The 20,244-nt window shown below is 75.7% G+C and carries 7 protein-coding genes; 6 read left to right on the top strand and 1 reads right to left on the bottom strand.

Annotated features, from left to right (window positions below; all coding sequences use genetic code 11):
* Positions 1–358: 358 nt before the first annotated feature.
* Positions 359–2,836: a beta-glucosidase gene (locus tag D9C15_RS01745; protein ID WP_127995701.1), complete on the bottom strand. Its 2,478-nt coding sequence runs from the start codon at positions 2,834–2,836 to the stop codon at positions 359–361.
* A 162-nt stretch (positions 2,837–2,998) separates the two neighbouring features.
* On the opposite strand from D9C15_RS01745, the gene D9C15_RS01740 reads away from it, so the two are divergent.
* From D9C15_RS01740 to D9C15_RS01715, 6 genes are all read left to right on the top strand, one after another.
* The gene (locus D9C15_RS01740; protein WP_127995700.1) at positions 2,999–6,595 is read left to right on the top strand and encodes a metallophosphoesterase family protein; all 3,597 of its coding nucleotides are present in this window, start codon (positions 2,999–3,001) and stop codon (positions 6,593–6,595) included.
* Positions 6,596–6,599: 4 nt separating this feature from the next.
* Complete coding sequence (locus D9C15_RS01735) at positions 6,600–10,049, top strand: DUF6603 domain-containing protein (RefSeq protein ID WP_127995699.1); 3,450 nt, start codon at positions 6,600–6,602, stop codon at positions 10,047–10,049.
* Positions 10,050–10,320: 271 nt separating this feature from the next.
* A complete protein-coding gene (locus D9C15_RS01730) occupies positions 10,321–13,278 on the top strand; it encodes a hypothetical protein (RefSeq protein ID WP_127995698.1) in 2,958 nt (985 codons plus the stop codon).
* A 13-nt stretch (positions 13,279–13,291) separates the two neighbouring features.
* Positions 13,292–17,713, top strand: coding sequence for a hypothetical protein (locus D9C15_RS01725; protein WP_127995697.1), 4,422 nt, complete (start codon positions 13,292–13,294; stop codon positions 17,711–17,713).
* A 2-nt stretch (positions 17,714–17,715) separates the two neighbouring features.
* The gene (locus tag D9C15_RS01720) at positions 17,716–19,554 is read left to right on the top strand and encodes a hypothetical protein (protein WP_127995696.1); all 1,839 of its coding nucleotides are present in this window, start codon (positions 17,716–17,718) and stop codon (positions 19,552–19,554) included.
* Positions 19,555–19,597: 43 nt separating this feature from the next.
* Positions 19,598–20,200, top strand: coding sequence for a hypothetical protein (locus tag D9C15_RS01715; protein ID WP_127995695.1), 603 nt, complete (start codon positions 19,598–19,600; stop codon positions 20,198–20,200).
* Positions 20,201–20,244 lie beyond the last annotated feature (44 nt).

The following is a 20,244-nucleotide window of genomic DNA, read 5'->3' as shown; positions in this document are numbered from 1 at the left end:
CCCGCGGCCCCGCATGCGGCCATCGGCGGTTGACTTGCAGACGCCGGGCGGATGGCGTTGCGGTGGGGCGCGGTGAGGCGCAACCCGGTGTACTCGTCGGCCGTGGCGCCGAACCTCGAGTCCAGCAGCCGAGCGGTGTTGCCAGCGCATTCGACGAAGGTGTGGAAGGGGCACGATGGGTTCGCAATTCGTCGAGCTCGCAGGGTCCGAAACTGACCGCCCGCCTTGGCGCGACAAGATCAGCAAAGCGGGTGTCACGTCGGGTTCGTTTCCGACAGTTCGCGCCCGTTGAGAGCGGTCCTTCGGACGTGCTCGACCAGATGCCCGGGTCACCCCCAAATCGGCACCTTCCCCCGCGTCACATCTCCACCGCCTCCACCCACTCCCCCTCCAGCACCACCCCCACCCGCAGCCGGATGTCCGCCGCCGACGCCCCCACCCGCAACTCGAAGCGCCCCGCCTCCGCCACCCAGGCCGCACGCCGGTCGTCGTAGAACGCGAAGCTGCGCATCGACAGGGTCAGCCGCAGCTCGCGGGATTCGCCCGGCGCGAGAAAGACCTTCGCGAAGGCCTTCAGCTCCTGCGGCGGCCGGGGCAGGGAACTCTGCTCGTCGTGCACGTACAGCTGCACCACCTCGCTGCCGGCCCGTGGGCCGACGTTGCGCACGGTGAGGGCGACGCCGAGCGTCTCGCCCGGCCGCAGGGTGGGGCGATCGCAGCGCAGGCCGCTGTGCTCGAAACGCGTGTAGCTCAGGCCATGGCCGAAGGCGAAGCGCGGTGCGATGCCGCGTGCCTCGTGGTGCCGGTAGCCGATCAGCAGGCCCTCGGTGTAGGCCACGTGGCCGTCCACGCCGGGGTAGGCGGCCGGGTCGCCATGCGCCACGGTGTCTTCGATGCGCGCCGGCCAGCTCTGCGGCAGGCGGCCGCCGGGCTCGGCCGCGCCGAGCAGCACGTCGGCGATCGCGTGGCCGCATTCCTGGCCGGGATACCAGGCCTGCAGCATGGCGCGCACGTCGGCCACCCAGGGCAGCAGCAGCGGCGAGCCGCTCTGCAGCACGACCACGGTGCGCGGGTTGGCGGCGGCAACCTTCGCGATCAGCTCGTCCTGGCGGTGCGGCAGCGTGATGCCGGGGCGGTCCAGCCCCTCGTTGTCCCACTCGGCGTTCAGGCCGGCGAACACGATCGCCAGGTCCGCGCCGCGCGCCGCCGCGACGGCGGCCTCGATGTCGCGTTCGTCGAGCAGCCGGCTCGCGCCGACGCGCAGCGCGTGCACGCCGGCCTGCTGGCCCGGCACGTCGGGCAGCGCGCTGCTGAACTCCACCTGCAGCGCCAGCCGTTCGCCCGCGCGCAGCCGGCGCCGGTGCACGACCTCGTCGCAGCCGAAGGTGAAGTAGGTGCTGCCGCGCCGCCAGTCGCGCCAGGCATCGAGCGCCGGAACGCCGTCGATCGCCAGCCGCGAGCGGCCGGCCGAGACGAGCGAGAAGGCATGCTCGCCGTCGCTCTCGGCGACGTACTCCAGCCGCGCGCGGCAGGAGAACGGCGTGCCCTCGGCGATGCCCGGCGGCCGGCTGCCGATCCACTGCACCTCGCTGTCGGGCACGGTCTGGGTCGCCACCATCGGGCCGGAGAAATCGGCGCTGGCGTAGATCTCCAGCGTCATCGGCCGCGGCTGGCGCGGCACGAGGCGGTGGATGTCGGCGCCCGGATGGTGCGTGAAGCCCACCTCGGGGCAGGCCTCGCGCAGCGCGTCGGCCGGCGCGCTGCGGTAATGTGCGTTCACGTTGGCGCTGCCTCCGCCCATGATCTGCGGCACGGTGGCCGCGCGGCCGATCAGCGCCACGCGCTGGCCCGGCGCGGGTGCGAGCGGCAGCAGCCCGCCCTCGTTCTTCAGCAGCACGCAGCCGGCCGCGCCGAGGCGGCGGATCAGCGCGCGGTGCTCGGGCAGGTCGTCGGCGCGCTCGGGCGGGAGGGTCGGGTCCGCGAAGCTGCCCACGCGTTCGGCCAGGCGCAGCACCCGCCGCGCGCAGGCTCGCACCGCGCTCGCGGGCAGGCGGCCGGCCTGCACGGCCTCGACGAGCTTCGCGCCGCGCTCGCGCGCCGGGCCGGGCATCTCGAGGTCGCAGCCGGCCAGCACGCTGCGCACGGTGTCGTGCGCCGCGGCCCAGTCCGTCATCACCAGGCCGTCGAAGCCCCATTGGCCGCGCAGCACCTCTTCCACCAGGCGCCGGTGGTCGGCCATGAAGCTGCCGTCGACGCGGTTGTAGCCGGTCATCACCGCCCAGGCGCCGCCCTCGCGCACCACGCGCTCGAAGGGCAGCAGGTAGAGCTCGCGCAGCGCGCGTTCGGGGATGTCGGAGCTGATGGTCAGGCGCTGGAACTCGCTCTCGTTGCCGACGAAGTGCTTCACCGTCGCCGCCACGCCGGTGCGCTGCAGGCCGCGCACATAGGCCACCGCGATCTCGCCGGCCAGCCAGGGGTCCTCCGAGTAGCACTCGAAGTTGCGGCCGTTGTAGACGGTGCGGTGCAGGTTCACGGTGGGCGCGAGCAGCACGCGAGCGCCCTTGAGCCGCGCCTCGCGGCCGAGGGCTTCGCCGGTCTGCTCGATCAGCGCGGCGTCCCAGGTGGCCGCGAGCGCGATGCCCACCGGGAAACACGCGGTGCTCGGCCCGTCCTTGAAGATGCCGCCGCGCGCGCCGTTCGGCCCGTCGCTCACCTTCACCGACGGCACCGCGAGCCGCGGGATCGGCACGGTGTGCCAGAAGTCGGCACCGGCGAGCAGGCTCACCTGCTCGGGGAGCGTCATCGCATCGAGCAGGGCGTCGAGGTCGAGCGGCATGGGGGCTCCCGGGGTTGTGTGCCGCCGCATGCTAGATCGGCGCGCCTGCCGGGGCCGCTCCGACACCTGCCGAACTAGGGATACGCGCGTGCGGCCAAGGGACTACGGTGCCGGTGCCGCGTGCGATGGGCGCCGTGGCACCGGCCCGAGGAGACCCCGCGCGTGGAACTGCCGTTCGTGCTGGCCGGCCCGATCCTGCGGCGTGTGGAGCCGCGTGCGGTGGCGGTGTGGGTGGCGCTGAGCCGCAGTGCCACGGTCACGCTGTCGGTCTGGGAAGGGCTGCGCAAGTCGGGCACCACGGTCAAGGCGATCTCCGTGTCGCCGGCCACGGCCACGCTGCGCATCGGCGAGCGGCTGCACGTGGCGCTGGTCGTCGTGCGCCGGCCGGCCCCAGCGGTGGCGCTGCAGCCGGGGGTCAACTACGCCTACGACCTGGCCTTCCAGCCGGCCGACGGCACGGGCAAGCGCAGCCTCGCCAGCGAAGGCCTGCTCGGCCGCTTCAGCGCCGCCGGGCTGCCGCCGAGCGCCTGGGTCAGCGAGGCGCCGCTCGGCTACACCGCCGGATTCCTGCCCAGCTTCGCGCTGCCGCCCGCGCTGCTGACCGACCTGAACGTGCTGTACGGCTCGTGCCGGCGCGTTGCCAACGACCACTACGACGCGATGCCGTGGATCGACACGCTGGTCGAGCAGGCGTTTGCCGGGCAGTCGCGCCAGGAGGGCGATCCGCTCGGCCCGGCGGCGCTGAAGCGCCCGCACCAGCTCTACCTGGGCGGCGACCAGATCTACGCCGACGACGTCTCCGCGCCCCACCTGATGCTGCTGAACCGCCTGGCGCACCGCCTGCTGTCGGACAGCGAGTCGCCCGCGGCGCCCAAGGTCGAGACGCTGCGGGCCGCCGGCACGCGGCTCAAGACCTTCGCGACCTTCCCCGAATCGCTGCTGGTCGGCCGAGTGCCGGTGCTGAAGGACGCGAAGCTCGACCTGGCATCGCAGCGCTACCCGGCCACGCTCGATGCCTTCCCGCCCGGCGGGCGGCTCGAGCTGACGCGGGCCGATGCGCGCTTCACCTCGAGCGATGGCAGCAGCCACCTGCTCTCGTTCGGCGAGTTCGCGGCGATGTACCTCACCGTGGATGCCGACTGGTGCTGGGAGGCGCTGAAGGAGATCCCGCTCGACGCGGTGGCGCGCTCGCCCGGCAAGGACAACATCGACGCGGCGCCGATGTACGCGCGCAGCCGGCTGGACGATGCCTCGGTCGACTACTTCGGCAACGCGCGCTGGTCCGACTGGAACGCGATCCGCCCGCGCCCGGACGAGAAGACCGGCGTCGTCGGCCCGCGCAACAAGCGGCGCCTGGCCGACTGCTTCGCGCACTTCATGCTGCAGCGCCTCGCGCGGTCGAATCCGCCCCGAGGCCATGCCGGCTTCCTGGCGCTGATCGGCGACCCCGACAGCCTGGCGCTGCTGGGCGCCGAGCAGCGTGCCGAGCTCGACCCCGACACCGGCCGCGCGATGGAGGAGCTGGCGCGCAAGCATGCCGCGGTGGTGCAGACCTTCATGCGCCAGCTGCAGGCGCGCGTGATGCGCGCGCTGGTCAAGCGCTTCGGCATCGCGCGCGTGGCGGACGTCGACTGCGTGATCGACCCGCAAGCGCAGCCGCCGCAGCGCGTGCTGCTGGCCGGACCCACGGCCATCCTGGCCGAGCTGCGCCGGCGCCGGCAGCGCTACGACGACCAGCAGGAAGATCGCTGGTGCGAGCACCTGAAGACGCTGGTGCCCGCCGCGCAGTGGGCCGCCTTCCTGCGCGAGGCGCTGCAGGTGGCCGAGGCCCGGCCCTGGCTCGCACCCGAGGTGCCCACGCTCGGCGGCGTGGCCGTGTCCGCGCCGCCCGACGTGGCCGACGCGGCGCTGGAGGGCGCGCTGCTGGAGTGCCTGGTCACCGGCTGGACCGACGACCCGACACCCGCCCAGCGCAAGACCTTCGCGGACGACGGCTACGTCAACCTGGGCCAGACCGCGCTGGCGCGCTGCGTGGAGGAATTCGCGCGCGAGCATGTCTGGCCGGTGTGGCGCGGCGTGCATGTCGACCTGGCGCGGCTGCGCCGCTTTGCGGCCGGCCAGCCCAAGGTGCGCCGCGCGCTGGCCAACGTGCCCACCTACATGGTGTTCGACGACCACGACGTCACCGACGACTGGAACCTCAACCCCGAGTGGTGCCGCCGCGTGCTGGCCGCCGACGCGGTGCGCACGCAGCCGCTCGGCCGCCAGGTGGTGCGCAATGCGCTGGCCGCCTATGCGGTGTTCCAGGACTGGGGCAACGATCTGCTGCGCTACGAGGCCGGCGCGCCGGGCCGGCTGGTGCTCAACCAGGTGGTGCGGCTGTTCGGCGCCGCTGCCGCCGAGTGGCCGCTGCCCGCCGCCACGCGCGAGCTCGACCGGCTGTTCGGGCTCGACCTGCTGCCGCAGCCGGTGGACCCGGCGCGCCCGCACGGCCGCCACGCACCGGTGAACGCACCGATGAAGTGGCACTACACGGTCGACGGCTCGAGCTTCCAGGTCGCCGTGCTCGACAACCGCACGCGGCGCAGCTTCGCGTCGCGTTTCGGCCCGCCGGGCAACGTGGCCGCCACGATGATCGACGACCAGGTGCCCGCCGCGCCGCTGCCGGCCGGGCGCGAGGTGCTGCTGGTGGTGGCGCCGCTGCAGGTGCTGGCGCCCTCGGTGTTCGACGAGGTGGTGGCGCCGGGCGCGTACCGCGCGTTCGATCTCTCCACGCCGGGCCAGATCGGCGCCGGCCGCGGCGGCGAGGGCATGCCGGGGCTGAACCCGGACGCGATCGAGAGCTGGGCGCTCGACCCCGCCACCTTCGAGGCGCTGACGGCGCGGCTCGCGCCGCACCGCCGCGTGGTGCTGCTGTCGGGCGACGTGCACTACAGCAGCGCCACGCAGATGAGCTACTGGCGGCGCGGCGAGGCGCAGCCGGCGCGGCTGCTGCAGTTCACCTCGAGCGGCCTGAAGAACGTGATGCCCTCGTACATCACGCTGATCGACCACAGCCTCTCGTTCGCGCAGGACCTGGTGCGCCGCGACATCGGCGGCGACCGGCTCGGCTGGCTCGACGGCGCCGATGGCGCGTTCGCCTTCCCGCCCGGGCGCAGCGAGCGCGACGTGCCGATCGTGCTGCGCAAGCGCATCCCGCAGCGGCCGGCCTTCCTGCCCACACAGGGCTGGCCGGCCGGCACCACGGTGCGCAGCGAGCGCCGGCCCGACTTCTCGTGGACCCTGCGTCCGGTGTTCGACCTGCGGCCGGATGCCGGAACGACGACGCGCCCGGCGATGGCGCGGCCGGCGCCGATCGCCGGCGGCGCGCCGAGCCGCGCGCAGCTCGAGGAAGGCGGCGACCGCGCGCGCGACGCCTATGCGCAGGTGGCCGCGCGCCACGTGCGCCAGCTCGACCGGCTGAGCCACTCGCGCTTCATCCTGTTCCGCAGCAACCTCGGCCGCGTGCTGTTCGCTCGCCGCACCGAGGGCAGCGGCAGCGCGCGGCGCGACGTGCTCGAGGCCGTGCACCAGGTGATCTGCCCCTTGCCCGATCCGCTGGACGGCGCCGAGCAGCCGCACCTGCTGACGCCCGAGGTGGCGATGGAGCAGCGCGCCGAGCTGACGCCGCCGGCCGGCGCGGTGCGGCCCGAGGACGAGCCGCTCAAGGCCCCGCTCGGCGAATCGCTGGTCGACAGGCTGCGGGCGCTCGGAAGCTGACGCGATGACCGACGACCACGACGGCTCCCTGCTGCGCGGACTGGTCGGCGAGCTGATCGCCTTCCTGCGCTACGTCGAGGCGACGCTGGGCGATGCGGCGCAGCGCGAGGCGCTGGCGCGCACGCTGGGCATCGCGCTCGGCCCGCTCGGTGCCGCGCCGGCACCGTCGGGCGGCGACACGGCGCTGGACCGCTACGTCGGCGGCGAGGACATCGACCTGCTCGCGCTGCTGCAGGCCCTGACCGAGCGGCGCAAGAAGCTCGACGAGCTGCTGGTCGACGTGGCCGACGAGGTGCAGGTGCTGGCCATCGACCTGCTCGCCACCGACTACGTCTACCGGCACCGCCCCAAGCTCTGGTTCGTGATGCAGTTCGTCGGCTGGATGGCCGAGACCGCGTCGCCGCTCGGCGAGGGCTACACCACGCTGGACCGGGCGCTGTCCGCGGTGGTCGGGCTGCTGAAGTTCCTGTTCGCCGGCAGCGGGCCGTTCGAACGGCTCGCGAGCGAGGGCGACGCGCAGGCGCTGTCCAACCCGACATTGCGCCTGGCCGCCATCGTGCTGGCGGTGATGCGCATCGCGAAGAAGGGCCTGTTCCAGGACTGGGCGAAGCAGGACGCGCTGGACATGCTGTACGGCTGGGACACCGTGCCGCCACTGCAGGCCATCCCCACGCCGGAGTCCACCGCCGACCTGCTGTCCAGCCGCATGCTGACGGTGCGCTGGCATGCCCGCGACAAGGACGACGACCCGACCAGCACGCTCGACGCCTCGCTCGCCACCACGCTTGCGCTGATCCCCGAGGCGCATGGCGGCCCCGGCCTGTTCGTGGGCCTGAGCGGCGAGGAGGACCTCGAGGTCGCGCTGTCGAAGCGGCTGCGCCTGCGCTTCGAACTGCAGGCCGCCGGGCTGCCGCTGTGGTTCAGCGCGAACGACATCAGCGCGGCGGCGCCGGCCGGGCAGCGCATCGCGCTCACCCTGCGCTCGACCGAGACGCCCGACCGTGCGCTGCTGTTCCGCTTCCCGGACACCAGGATGCTCAGCTTCGGCGTGCGCAGCGTCGCGCTGAAGGCCGCGGTCGACGAGGGCGGGCCGAGCCTGGACCTGGCGCTGCTCGGCTGCGTGCTGAGCTTCGACGCCAGCACCATCGACGGCTTCATCGGCTCGCTGCTGCCGGACCGCAAGACCACCGTCAAGTTCGACATCGGCACGCGCTATGCCAGCGGCCAGGGCTGGCAGCTGACCGGCGGGCTGAAGGACTTCGAGAGCCAGAAGGTGCCCGCGCCGCCGCCCAAGCCGCCGCAGCCGGTGCCCGACCAGCCGCTGCCGCTGCTGCCCGGCGGCGAGCCGGCCGCCAAGGGCCTGCACCGGCGCATCGCGGTGGGCCGCAGCCTCGGGCCGGTGCGGCTCGACGAGCTGCTGCTCGGCGTGGACGGCGGGCTCGACCCCGCGCCGCACCTGGACCTCTCGCTCGGGCTGTCGCTGTCCGGCCGCATCGGGCCGGTGCTGGCGCGCGTGGACCACATCGGCCTGCGCGCCACCGTCACGCACCCGCAGGACATGGCCAAGGCCAACCTCGGCCTGGTGAACCTCGACCTCGGCTTCCTCGCGCCGCGCGCGATCGGACTCGTCGTCGACGCCAAGAGCGTCAAGGGCGGCGGCTTCGTGTTCCACGACCCGGTCAAGGGGCAGTACGCCGGCATGCTCGAGCTGGAGATCTCGCAGCTGGTGTCGGTCAAGGCGGTCGGGCTGATCTCCACGCGCCTGCCCGACGGCGCGCGCGGCTACTCGATGGTGCTGCTGATCACCGCCGAGGGCTTCCGCCCGATCCGCCTGCCGATGGGCTTCGAGCTGGCCGGCATCGGCGGGCTGCTGGCGATCCACCGCACCGTCAGCGAGGACGCGCTGCGCGAGGGCCTGCGCCAGCGCACGCTCGACCTGATCCTGTTCCCAAAGGACCCGGTGGCCAATGCGGCAGCCATCCTGGCCGGGCTGGAGCGCGTGTTCCCGGCGCAGCGCGGCAGCTACGTGCTCGGGCCGATGCTGCGCATCACCTGGGGCGTGCCGGTCATCGTGACCATGGACCTGGCGGTGCTGGTCGAGTGGGGCGTGCGCGACCGGCTGTTCGTGCTGGGCCGCATCAGCGCGCTGCTGCCGCGCGAGCAGAGCCCGCTGCTGGTGCTGCGCATGGACGCGCTCGGCGTGTTCGACCTCGACCAGGGCACGGCCGCGGTCGACGCGGTGCTGGTCGACTCGAAGCTGCTCGACAAGTTCGTGCTGACCGGCGCGATGGCGCTGCGCATGCGCTGGCGCTCGCCGCGCAGCTTCGCGCTCGCGGTGGGCGGGCTGCACCATGCGTTTGCGCCGCCGGCCGGCTTCCCGAAGCTCGAGCGCCTGGCGCTGAACCTCACCACCGGCAGCAACCCGCGCCTCTCCTGCGAGGCCTACTTCGCGCTCACCTCCAACACCGTGCAGTTCGGCGCCGCGGCGCACCTGTATGCCGAGGGGCCGATGAGCTTCAACGTCACCGGCGACGTCGGCTTCGACGTGCTGATCACGCTGAACCCGTTCCACTTCCTGGCCGAGTTCCTGGCCAGCATGCAGATCCGCAAGGGCACGCGCAACCTGTTCAAGGTGAAGGTCGAGGGTGCGCTGGAGGGCCCGCGGCCGCTCGCGCTGCGGGCCAAGGCGACGTTCGAGATCCTGTGGTGGGACGTCTCGATCCGCGTCGACGCGACGCTGATCTCCGGCGCCCGGCCGCCCGCGCCGCCGGCGGTGGACCTGCTGGCGCAGCTCGTGGCCGCGCTGACGGACGCGCGCAACTGGCATGGCGAGCTGGCGCCCGGGCAGTCGCGCATCGTCGTGCTGCGCGAGCCCGGCGGTACCACGAGCGCGGGCGCGCCGGTGCTGGTGCATCCGCTGGCCAGCCTGGTGGTGCGCCAGGGCGTGGTGCCGCTGGCCACGCCGCAGCCGGTGCGGCGCTTCGGCGGTGCGCCGGTGCTCGGTGCGCGCACGCTCGCCATCGGCGCGGTGAGCGTGGACGGCCGGGCCGAGCCGCCGCAGACGCTGACGCGGCTGCACGAGGACTTCGCCCCGGCCCAGTTCTTCGAGCTGAGCGATGCGCAGATGCTGGCCAGCCCGTCCTTCGTGCCGATGGAGGCGGGCGTGCAGCTCGGCCTCGGCACGCCGGCCTTCCGGCTCGACCAGGCGGCCGAGTACGCGCTCGAGTACGAGACCAAGGTGATCGACCGCTCGCTCGCGCCCGAGTCGCCGCAGCGCGTGCGGACGCTGCCCCGCTACGCCCTGGCCGGCGCGCAGGCCGAGCTGCACGCGCGCCAGGGTGCCGCCGCGCGCAGCACGCTGCGGCGCGCCGAGCCGCTGCTGGCCGACGCGCCGCCGGCGCCGCGTGTGACGCTCGCACCGGTCGCCATGCCGGCCTTCCTCGAGGCGAACTGAGAAGCTGTGAGAGAACCCAACACACCCGCGTGGGCCCCGGGAAAGGGCCCAATGGAGGCGCAAAGCACAGACGTGCCGGGTGGCACGTCGAGCATTTGCATCGCGCAGTGGGCCCTTTCCCGGGGCTCACCCTTCGGGCCGGGGTACCCAAGGGCCTTGGGCCGCGTTGCGCCGCTGGCCCAGACGGCCAGTCTGGGCGGCGCGCCGCGCCTCGCCCAAGGCCCTTGGCCACCCCGGCGCGGGTGCGTTGGGTTCTCCCACAGCTTCTGAGATGGCCACCGCGCGCCTGCTCTTCTTCCCCTGGCTGCGCCAGGGCTTCGCCGCGCGGCTGGCGCAGCCCGACACCGGCGCGCCGGGCCTGCCGGCCTCGGTGAACCTGAAGGTCAGCCTGGCCGTCACCGGCAGCGCCGCCACCGACCCGGGCGTGGACGTGCGCGTGCGCGGCCCGGCCGACGTGATCGGCATCGATCCACGCCAGGTGCTGCGCACCGAGCCGCCGGACGGCAGCACCGACTTCGAGGCGCTCGACCTGGCGGCCATCGAGTTCGACAACCCGGACCTGCCGTGGCTTTTCACGCCCGCCGCGGCCGATGCGCAGGGCCGGCTGCGGCCGTGGATCGCGCTGGTGGTGGTGCGCGTGCAGGACGGCGTGCGCCTGCGCCCGGCCGGCAGCGAGCCGCTGCCGGTGCTGGAGATCGGCGCGCCGGCGCGCGTGGCCGAGGAGCTGCCGGACCTGGCGCAATCCTGGGCCTGGGCGCATGCCCAGCTGAGCTGGACCGGCGATGCGCCGCCCAGCCCCACGGCGCTCGAGCAGCTGGTGGCCACGCGCCCGGAGCTGTCGGTGGCGCGGCTGCTCAGCCCGCGCCGGCTCGAGGCGCACACCGAGTACCTGGCCTGCGTGGTGCCCACCTTCGAGGTCGGCCGGCGCGCCGGGCTGAACCTCCCGCCGCCGGCCAGCGCCACGCTGGCGCCGGCCTGGCCGAACGCGGAAGACCCGTCGCGCATCGCGCTGCCGGTCTACCACCACTGGCAGTTCCGCACCGGTGCGCGCGAGGACTTCGAGACCATCGTCGACCGGCTGGTGCCGCGCGACCTGTCCGAGTTGGTCGGGCGCCGCCCGCTGGACATCGGCCGGCCCGGCTTCGCCTATGCCGCCACGCCGGGCCGCGACGGCCTGATCGCACTCGAGGGCGCGCTGCAGCCGGTGGGCATGGCGCGCATGGCGCTGGCCGACGCGGCCGGCCCGGGCTGGCAGGCCGCGCTGCAGGCGCTGCTCAACACCAGCCTCGGTGCCGACGACGACGACCCGCTGGTCGGCCCGCCGGTCTACGGCCGCTGGCTGGCCGGACGCCGGCAGGTGGGCAGCACGCTGCCGCCGACCTGGCTCGACGAGATCAACCTCGACCCGCGCGAACGCGTCGCCGCCGGGCTCGGCACGCGCGTCGTGCAGGCGCAGCAGGACGAGCTGGTCGCGCAGGCCTGGGCGCAGGCCGGCGAGATGGCGGCGGTCAACCAGCGGCTGCGCCAGCTGCAGCTGGCCGGCGCGGTGGGCACGCGGCTGCTGCAGCGCCACGTGCGCCCGTTCACGCAAGGCGCCGCGGGGCAGGACGACATGCTGTGGCGCCTGGCCGCGCCGGCGCGCGCGCAGCTGCGCCTGCCCGATCCGCAGGACCCGGCGCCGGGCGCCACCGCGTCGATGCGCGCGCTGATCGCGCGCACCAACGCGTCGGACGCGACGCTGTCCGCGCCGCTGCGCCGCCTGACGCGGCCGCGCGGCGCGCTGGCGCGGCGCTCCGCGCGGGTGGCGCGCAAGCTCGACGTGGCCGCGCCCCCGGTGGTCGCCACCGGGCGGCTGTTCCAGGTGTTCTTCACCGCGTCGGTGATCTTTCGCCCGGTGCCCGAGGCCCGCGGCTGCGTCACGGTCGACGACGTCAGCCGCCGCGCGCCGGCGCCCAACCCGTCGCTGCTGTACGCCGGCATGACCGACGCCGCGGTGGCCGGCGCGCCGCGGCGCCCGGGCTTCGTGGTCGCGCCCGAGCCACCGGCGCTGCTGGTCGCGACGCCGGCCACGGTGGTCACGCGCGGCGCGCCGGCGCCGGCGCGGCTGATCCCGATCTTCCCGCCGGGCGAGGGCCCGCCGCCGATCGACCCCGATCCGGACCCGCCGCCGCCGGTGGAGCCGCCGGCGCCGCCGCCGGTGCCGGTGGACAGCGCCGACGCGGCCCGCTTCCGCGCCGCGGCCCGGCGCCACCTTGCGCTGGTCAACCCGGCGCCGGCGCCGACGCCGGTGCTGACCCTGCTGGCCCTCGAACCGCTGCTGGTGGCGCAGCGGCCCAGCGTGCAGGCGCAGCTCGACCCGGCGCCGATGCTGGCGCAGCGCTGGCGCGCCGCGGTGCAGCGTGCGGAACCGGCGCCGTCCCCCGCGGCCGCCACGCTGCCCGGTGGCGCGCTGGGCCTGATCCCGCGCTACACGCTGCCGGCCTCCGAGGCGCTGGCGCGGCTGTCGCAGGACTGGCTGCTGCCCGGGCTGCAGCAGGTGCCGGCCGACACGGTGGCGCTGCTCGAGCCGAACCGGCGCTTCATCGAGGCCTTCATGCTCGGCCTGAACGTCGAGATGACCCGCGAGCTGGTCTGGCGCGACTTCCCGCTCGCGCACGAGACGGGCACGTATTTCGAGCGCTTCTGGCGCAGCGCACGTGCCACGGTGCCGGGCGACATCGTGCCGCTGGCGGGCTGGGGCACGGCGCGGCTCGGCGAGCAGGCCCCGCGCGAGGTGACCGGCGCGCCGATGCCGCCACCGCTGGTGCTGCTGCTGCGCAGCGTGCTGTTGCGGCGCTACCCGGGCACGGCGGTGTACGCGGTGCGCGGCGTCGCGCAGGGCGCGCAGCGCCGGCCGCCCGAGGGGGCGGGCGAGGAACGCCTGCCGCTGTTCCGCGGCGCGCTCGAGCCCGACATCGCGTTCTTCGGCTTCGACATCCCGGTCGCGGAGGCGATCGGCCACCCCGGCTGGTACTTCGTGCTGCAGCAGCAGCCCACCGAGCCGCGCTTCGGCGTCGACGCGCCGCCGGCCACGGGCGCCGGCAGCCACCTGCGCCTCGACCTGAACCCCGATGGTTCGCCGCGCCCCGCCGCCACGCCCTGGGCCGTGCATGCCGGGCAGGCCGCACGTGCGCTGCTGCAGCTGCCGGTGCGCGTGCTGATCCACGCCAGCGAGCTCTTGCCCGCCTGACCGCGCCCCCACCATGCCGACGGTACTGCCCTCGATGATCCAGCTGCTGGCCTTCTCGCCGCAGCCCGTGCCGGCCGAGCTGGCCGCGCCGCTCGCACCCGGCGACCTGCCGCTCGCGCTGCTGCCGGTGCGGCTGGAGACGCGTTTCTTCGCGCAGCCGGACGGCCGCAGCGAGCTGCGCGTGCGTGTGTTCCCGGACCAGCTCCATGTCGACGCGCACGAACGTGCGCTGACCGCCGCCGAGATCGAATGGGGCAAGCACTTCTGGACCCAGACCTGGCTGGCCGGCACCAGCGAGGACAAGCGCCGCGCCGCCTGGCAGCAGCTGGCCGACCGCTTCGACGCGGCCCGCGCGGCCTGGATCGCGCAGGTGCTGACGCCGACCAACGCGCCCGGGCCGGACCCGGCGAAGCCCGGCACGCCGCGCTTCCCGGCCGTCACGCCGCGGCCGGCGGCGGGCGCCTCGGGCTGGAGCATCACGCCGGTGGCGCGGCTGATGCCCGAGCGCTGGTTCGCCGTGGCCCGTGCCGGGGGGCAGGTCGTCGCGCAGGCGCAGGGGCGGCCGATCAAGCGCGCCCCGGCGCTCGGGCCGGCGGTGACCGGCAGCAGCCCGCCGACGCGCGAGGACCAGCTCGCCATCGACGCCGGCATGCGCTGGATGGTCGATTTCGAGACCGCCGAGCGCGAGGGCATGGCGCTGCGCCTGCTGCTGCCGGTCGGCGTGACCGGCGTCGACGTGCTGCTGGTGTTCGGCGTGGGCGCGGCCGCCGACGCCTCGGCCGGCCTGGCCGGGCTGCTGGAGGCGCACCGGCACACCGACGGCCTGGCCTTCCTGGCCAGCGCGACGCCGACCAACAACACCGAGGACGAGCCCTCCGGCCACGACAGCGGCGACCCCGGCCACCGGCGCAGCTTCGACACGCTGTGGCGCGACGCGCTCGCCACGCTCGCGCCGCACACGCAGGCCGAGCGCCTGGCGCGCTCGCTCGGCCTGTCCGACGCGCCGGCGCTGGCCGCGCTCGGCCGGCTCGAGGGCGCGGCCGCGCGCGAGCAGCTCGACGCGCGCCAGATGGCCGCGGCGCTCTGGCCGGCCACCTGGGGCTACCACCTCGCCAACCTGATCGGCTTCGTCGGCACCGGGCTCACGCCGGCCGCGCTCGACTGGGTGCGCGGCCATGCGCTCGACTTCCTGCGCCCGTTCGGCCCGCTGCCGGCGCTGCGCGTCGGGCGCCAGCCCTACGGCCTGCTGCCGGTCACGCTGCTGGCGGACCTGGCGCCGCGTGCCGGCGACCCCGACGCGGCGCGCGAGCAGCGCCTGCGCGACCTGCTCGTCACGCTGCGCGACCGGCTCTGGCGGCCACGCATCGACAGCGTGCCGCGCCTGGGACGCCCGAACGGCGGCACGGCCGACGCCGAGCTCGCCGCCGCGCTGCAAAGCGATGCGGTCGCGGCCGGCTACCGGCTGCGCCAGCTGCTCGGCCCGCGCTACCTGCAGCACCTGCGCAGCTTCCTCGGGGTCGACCCCGCGGCCAGCGGCTGGGCGGCTGCCCGCGACACGCTGGCCTACGCGGTGTGGCGCCAGCTCGGCCTGACCGGGCGACCGCGCCTGGCCGAATCGGCCTTCGCGCCCGGCAGCGAGGCACTCGGCGTGCCGCTGGTGCGCGACGACGAGGCCGCGTTCATCCAGGCCCTGCTGGCCGCGCCGCCGCTGCAGCCGCCGCCCGCGGCGCCGGGTGCGCCGACCGATGCGCGTTCACTGCTGCAGGCGCTGCTGCGCCACGCGCTGCAGCTCGAGACGCTGGCCGCCGCGCTGCGCCTGGCCGCGCGGGGCCAGGCGGTGCCGCCAGGGCCCTGGCGCGATGTCGAGCTGATGAACTTCAACGCCGCCACGCGCAGCACCACCTGGCGCGAGCAGCTCGCCGCAAGTGCCGAGGCCAGCGGCGGGCAGCCGCTCGGCGCCTTCCTTGCCACGCCGGCCGGGCTCGAGGCCCCCGAGGCCGCGCCGCTGCGCGACCTGCGCGAGGCCTTCGCCCACCTGGCCGGCCTGCCCACCCCCGCGCTGCAGCGCCTGCTGGCCGGCACGCTGGACTGCGCCGCGCACCGGCTCGACGCCTGGATCACCTCGCTGGCCACGCGCCGCCTCGCGGCGCTGCGCGGCACGCGCGCCACCGGGCTGCGCTGCGGCGGCTACGGCTGGGTGCTGAACCTGCGCGCCGCGCCGGCCATCGCGCCGCTGCCCACGCCGCCCGGCGAGACCGGCCCGGTCTACCCGCTGCGCGACGACCCCGGCTTCCTGCACGCGCCCTCGCTCGAGCAGGCGCAGACCGCCGCGCTGCTGCGCAACGGCCACCTCGGCAAGGCCAACCTGCAGGCGGCCGGCGCCTTCGCGGTGGACCTGTCCTCGCGGCGCGTGCGCCTGGCCGAGCAATTGCTCGACGGCGTGCGCCAGGGCCAGCCGCTCGGCGCGCTGCTTGGCTACCGCTTCGAGCGCGAGCTGCACGAACGCGGGCTCGACGCCCAGGTGCCGCGCTGCCGCGCGCTGGCGCCGCTGCAAAGCGCCGACGCGCCGCCCGGCACCAGCGCCGAGAGCGTGGCCGCGAACCGCGTGGTCGACGGCCTGCGGCTGCACCAGCTGTGGCAGCAGGCGCTGGCGCCGGGCGGTCCGCTGCCGGCGGACTCGCCGTTCGCGGTCTGCGCGGCGGCGCTGCGGGTGCTCGACGACACGGTCGACGCGCTGGCCGATGCGGTGCTGGCCGAGACCGTGCACCAGACGGTGCGCGGCAACACCGCGCGCAGCGCCAGCACGCTGGCCGCCATCGCGCACGGCGAGGCACCGCCGCCCGAGCTGACGGTGGCGCGCACGCCGCGCAGCGGCACCGGGCTGACGCAGCGCGTGGCCTGGCTGCTGGCCGCCCCGGCCGCCACGACGGCGCCGGCCGGCTGGGCCCGGCCGACGACGTCGCCGCGGGCCACCGCCGAGCCGCGCCTGAACGCCTGGGCCGCACGGCTGCTGCCGCTGCCGGCCCGGGTGCGCTACGGCGTCGAGCAGCTCGACGCGGCCGGCCGCGTGCTGCGCCGGCTCGAATGCCGGCTGTCGGCGCTGGCGCTCGCGCCGCTCGACCTGGTCTGGATGGCGCCGGCGCGCCCCGGCGCCGCCACCCCCGAGCTCGACGCGCTCGCGCTGCAGGTCGCGCGCGGCCAGCTGGCCGGGGTGCCCGCCGGCGCGCCGCTGCGCCTGGACCCGCGCCGGCGCAGCGGCTGGGCGGCGGGCGAGTTCAGCCTGCGCGAGGCGCTCGAAGTCGCGGCCCGGGCGCGCCAATGCCTGGCCGGCGCACGCATGCTCGACCCGCTGGACCTGGCCGGGCCGGCGGCCAGCGCGAACGGCCAGCCCGCGGCCGAGGACCTGGAGGCACGCGCCGCGGCCGCCGAGGCCGGCCTGGGCGCCGCGCTGGCGCCGCTGCAGGCCTTGCTGGCCACGCCCGACACGGCGGCCATCCCGGCCCTGCGCAAGGCGCTGCTCGCGCTGCTGCGCTACGGCGTGGCCGGCACCGTGCCGGGTGCGCCGCTGGCCGAGGCAGCCGCCGAACGTGCCGCGCTGCTGCTGCAGGCGCGCCCGGTGCAGGCCGAGGCCGCGCGGCGGCTGGCGGCGCTGGCCGCGCAGCGCAGCCCGGCCGGCGCCGACGCGCGCCAGCGGGCGGCCTCTGCCTCGGCCCGGCTGAAGACGCTGTTCGGCGCCGACTTCCTGGCCCTCGCGCCCTTCGTGCCGGCCAATGGCGCCGAGCTGAACGCGTCGCTTGCCGCCGGGCCGGTGCTGCTGGGTGGCGACCCGCTGGTGCTGCACCCGTGGTGGCAGCGCCTGGCGCGCGTGCGCGAGGGCGTGGGCCGCGCCGGCGCGCTGCTGCACGCGGCCGAGGCGATCGGTGCCGCCGAGCGGCCGCGCCTGGCGGTGGCGCAGCTGCCGCACGTGGCCGGCGAGCGCTGGGTCGGCCTGGCGCCGCTGCCCGGACAGGCCATCCCGGCCGGCAAGCTCTCGCTGGTGCTGCAGGCCGACGACGGACTCGACGCCACCCAGCCGCTGGCCGGCCTGTGGCTGGACGACTGGGTCGAGACGGTGCCGAACGAACGCGAGAGCACCGGCATCGCGTTCCAGTTCGACGCGCCCGATGCCTGCGCGCCGCAGACCGTGCTGCTGGCCGTGCCGCCCGATGCCGCGCAGCCCTGGACCGGCTGGTCGCTGCACCGCCTGCTGCTCGAGACGCTCGAGCTGGCCGCGCTGCGCGCGGTCGACGCCGAGGCGCTGGACCGCGCCTTCGTCGACCCGGTCGGCGCGGCCGGCAGCGCGGTCGGCGAGCTCGCGCACTTCCTGCCGGCCCTCGGGCTGGCCGTCAACGCCGAGGGCGACGCGGTGTCGCCCGGCCTCGCCACCTTGCGCTGACCATGGTCACCCGTCCCACCACGGCTGCCACCGGCGCCACCCTCGCGGCCACGGTCGTCGTCGCCTCCTCCGGACCGCAACCGTCCATCACCAGCTGGGTGCGCCTCGAGCCCCGCTGCCGCGATGCGGCGATGCGCGAGGGCATCCATGCACGCGTGTTCGATCCGCTCTGGCTGCTGGCGCGCCAGTGGCAGGTGGGCGAGTTCGAGGGCGAGGACGCCGGCTCGCCGGTGCAGGCGCGCTGGCGCGGCCTGAGCGCGCCGCTGACGCGGGTCTGGCCCGGCGCTGCGCAGCCCGGCCAGCCGATCCGCCCGCAGCCCTACGACCCGGCCGCGCTGCCGCTCGAGGCGGTGGTCGAGCGCCGCCCGGTGCGCGCGAGCGGCCCCTTCGATGCCGGCAGCTCGATCCGGCTGGCGGCCGAGAGCGGGCTGCACTTCCTGCGCCTGCTCGAGGCGCAGCCGCTGTCGCGCAGCTACCGCGCCGGTTTCATCGCCCAGCATGCGCTGGAGGCACCGACCGCCGCCGAACGCGCCACGCTCGACGACGAATCGCGCGACTACTGGGACCTGATGGCCGGCCGCGTGCCCGACGGCCGCCTGCTGGCCGCCGCCTGGCGCGCGGCCGACGGCACACGCTTGCCGCTGCCCGCCGAGCCCGCCATCGCGGGGCCCGACCGCGCCGAGGTGAATGCCGCCGTCGACGCCTGGCTCGCGACCTACGAGACGCTGTTCTGCGAGCCCGCGCCCGGGCCCGACGCCTGGCAGCGTGAGCGGCTCGAATACGCCTTCTCGGCCGGCGCCGGGCTGGGCGCGGCGGACCTGACGCTAACCGCGGCCGAGTACGACGGCGGCCGGCTCGACTGGCACAGCGTCGACCTCGACCCCGCCGTGCCGCTCGGCGCGGTGTTCGACCAGGCCGCCGGCGAGGTGGCCCGCACCGTGATGCCTGCGCCGGTGAGCTTTCGCGGCGCGCCGGCGCGGCGCTTCTGGGAGTTCGAGGACGCGCGCATCGACCATGGCCTGTTGCCCGCCGGCCCGGGCGACCTGCCGCAGCTGCTGCTGGCCGACTTCGCCGGCAGCCACGGCAACGACTGGTACGTGATCCCGGTCGACCTGGCGGTCGGCACGCTGACGCAGACCCGCTCGCTGGTGGTGGCCGACACCTTCGGCGTGCAGACCCTGATCCGCCCGCACGAGCCGGGCACGGCCGACCAGGCCAACGTGTTCTCGATGTTCGCGCTCGCCACGCTGCAGCGCCCGCCGGCGCGCGACAGCATGAGCGCGGCGATCTACCGGCCCTCGGCGCCACGCGCCAACCTGTTCTACCTGGCGCCCGGCCTGCTGCGCAGCCTGGACGGCAACCCGCGCGACGAGGTGCTGCTGCTGCGCGACGAGCTGGCCAACCTGGCCTGGGCGGTGGAGAAGGTGGTGCAGGGGCGCGTCGAGCAGCGTGTCGAGCGCGCCACCGACGAGCGCCGCGACGCGAGCGCGGCCGATTCGCCCGGCGCTGCGCTGCCGTCCTACCGCCTCGCCACCGAGGTGCCGCCGCACTGGATCCCGCTGGTGCCGCAGCGCCAGGCCGCGCCCGACGGCAGCCTGCGCCTGGTGCGCGGCCGGCTGCAGCAGACCGGTGGCCTCAACGCGGCGCGTGGCGCGATCCTGGCCGGCGCGCCGCTGCGGCTGCACGACGAGGAGGTGCCGCGCGAAGGTGCGCTCGTCACGCGCGGCTACCAATGCACGCGCTGGATCGGCGGCAGCACGGTGCTGTGGCTCGCGCTGCGCAAGCGTGTCGGCCGCGGCGAGGGGTCGAGCGGGCTGCGTTACGACGGCATCGAGCCGTAAGGCGGCCGCGCCGCGGGGAACGCACGCGCGGCAGAATGCGTGCATGCACCCCGCCCGCCGCCTGCTCCCGTTTGCGCTGCTGCCCCTGCTGGCCCTGGCCGGCTGCGCCTCGACCCAGGTCGACGCGCAATGGAGCGACCCGCAGCGCCCGCCCGACCTGCTGCGCGGCGCCCGTGTGATGGTGGCCTGCGAGGCGCCCGACCTGACGCTGAAGAAGCTCTGCCAGGACCAGCTCGCGTCCGAACTCGTCGCGCGCAATGCGACGCCGGTGCCGGCGCCCGAGTTCGCGCCGGGCCAGGGGGATGCGCCGCTGCTGGCCGCGGCCGGCAAGCTCGGCGTGCGTGCGCTGTGGGTGAACCGCGTCAGCGTGGCCGGCGCCGGCGCAACGCCCAGCTTCTCGATCGGCCTGGGTGCCTTCGGCCTGGGCGGCGGCAGCGTGCGCGGCGGGGTCGGCGTGTCGGCCCCGATCGCCGGCGGCCAGACCACCTACGGCTTCGCGCTCGAGGGCCGCGTCAGCGACGTGCGCAGCGGCAAGCCGGCCTGGAGCGCCCGCGCCAGCACGCCGCCCTCGCAGGACATCAACCAGCAGATGCGCGAGCTGTCGCGCAAGCTGTTCGAGGCGGCGGACCAGGCGGCGCTGTTCTGAGCCTCTGAGCGCCCCCCCGCCGGGGGTTCAGCGCGAGCGGCGAA

It is taken from the genome of Piscinibacter defluvii (assembly GCF_004011805.1).
GTDB lineage: Bacteria > Pseudomonadota > Gammaproteobacteria > Burkholderiales > Burkholderiaceae_C > Piscinibacter > Piscinibacter defluvii.
This window is presented reverse-complemented; position numbering and strand designations above follow the sequence as displayed.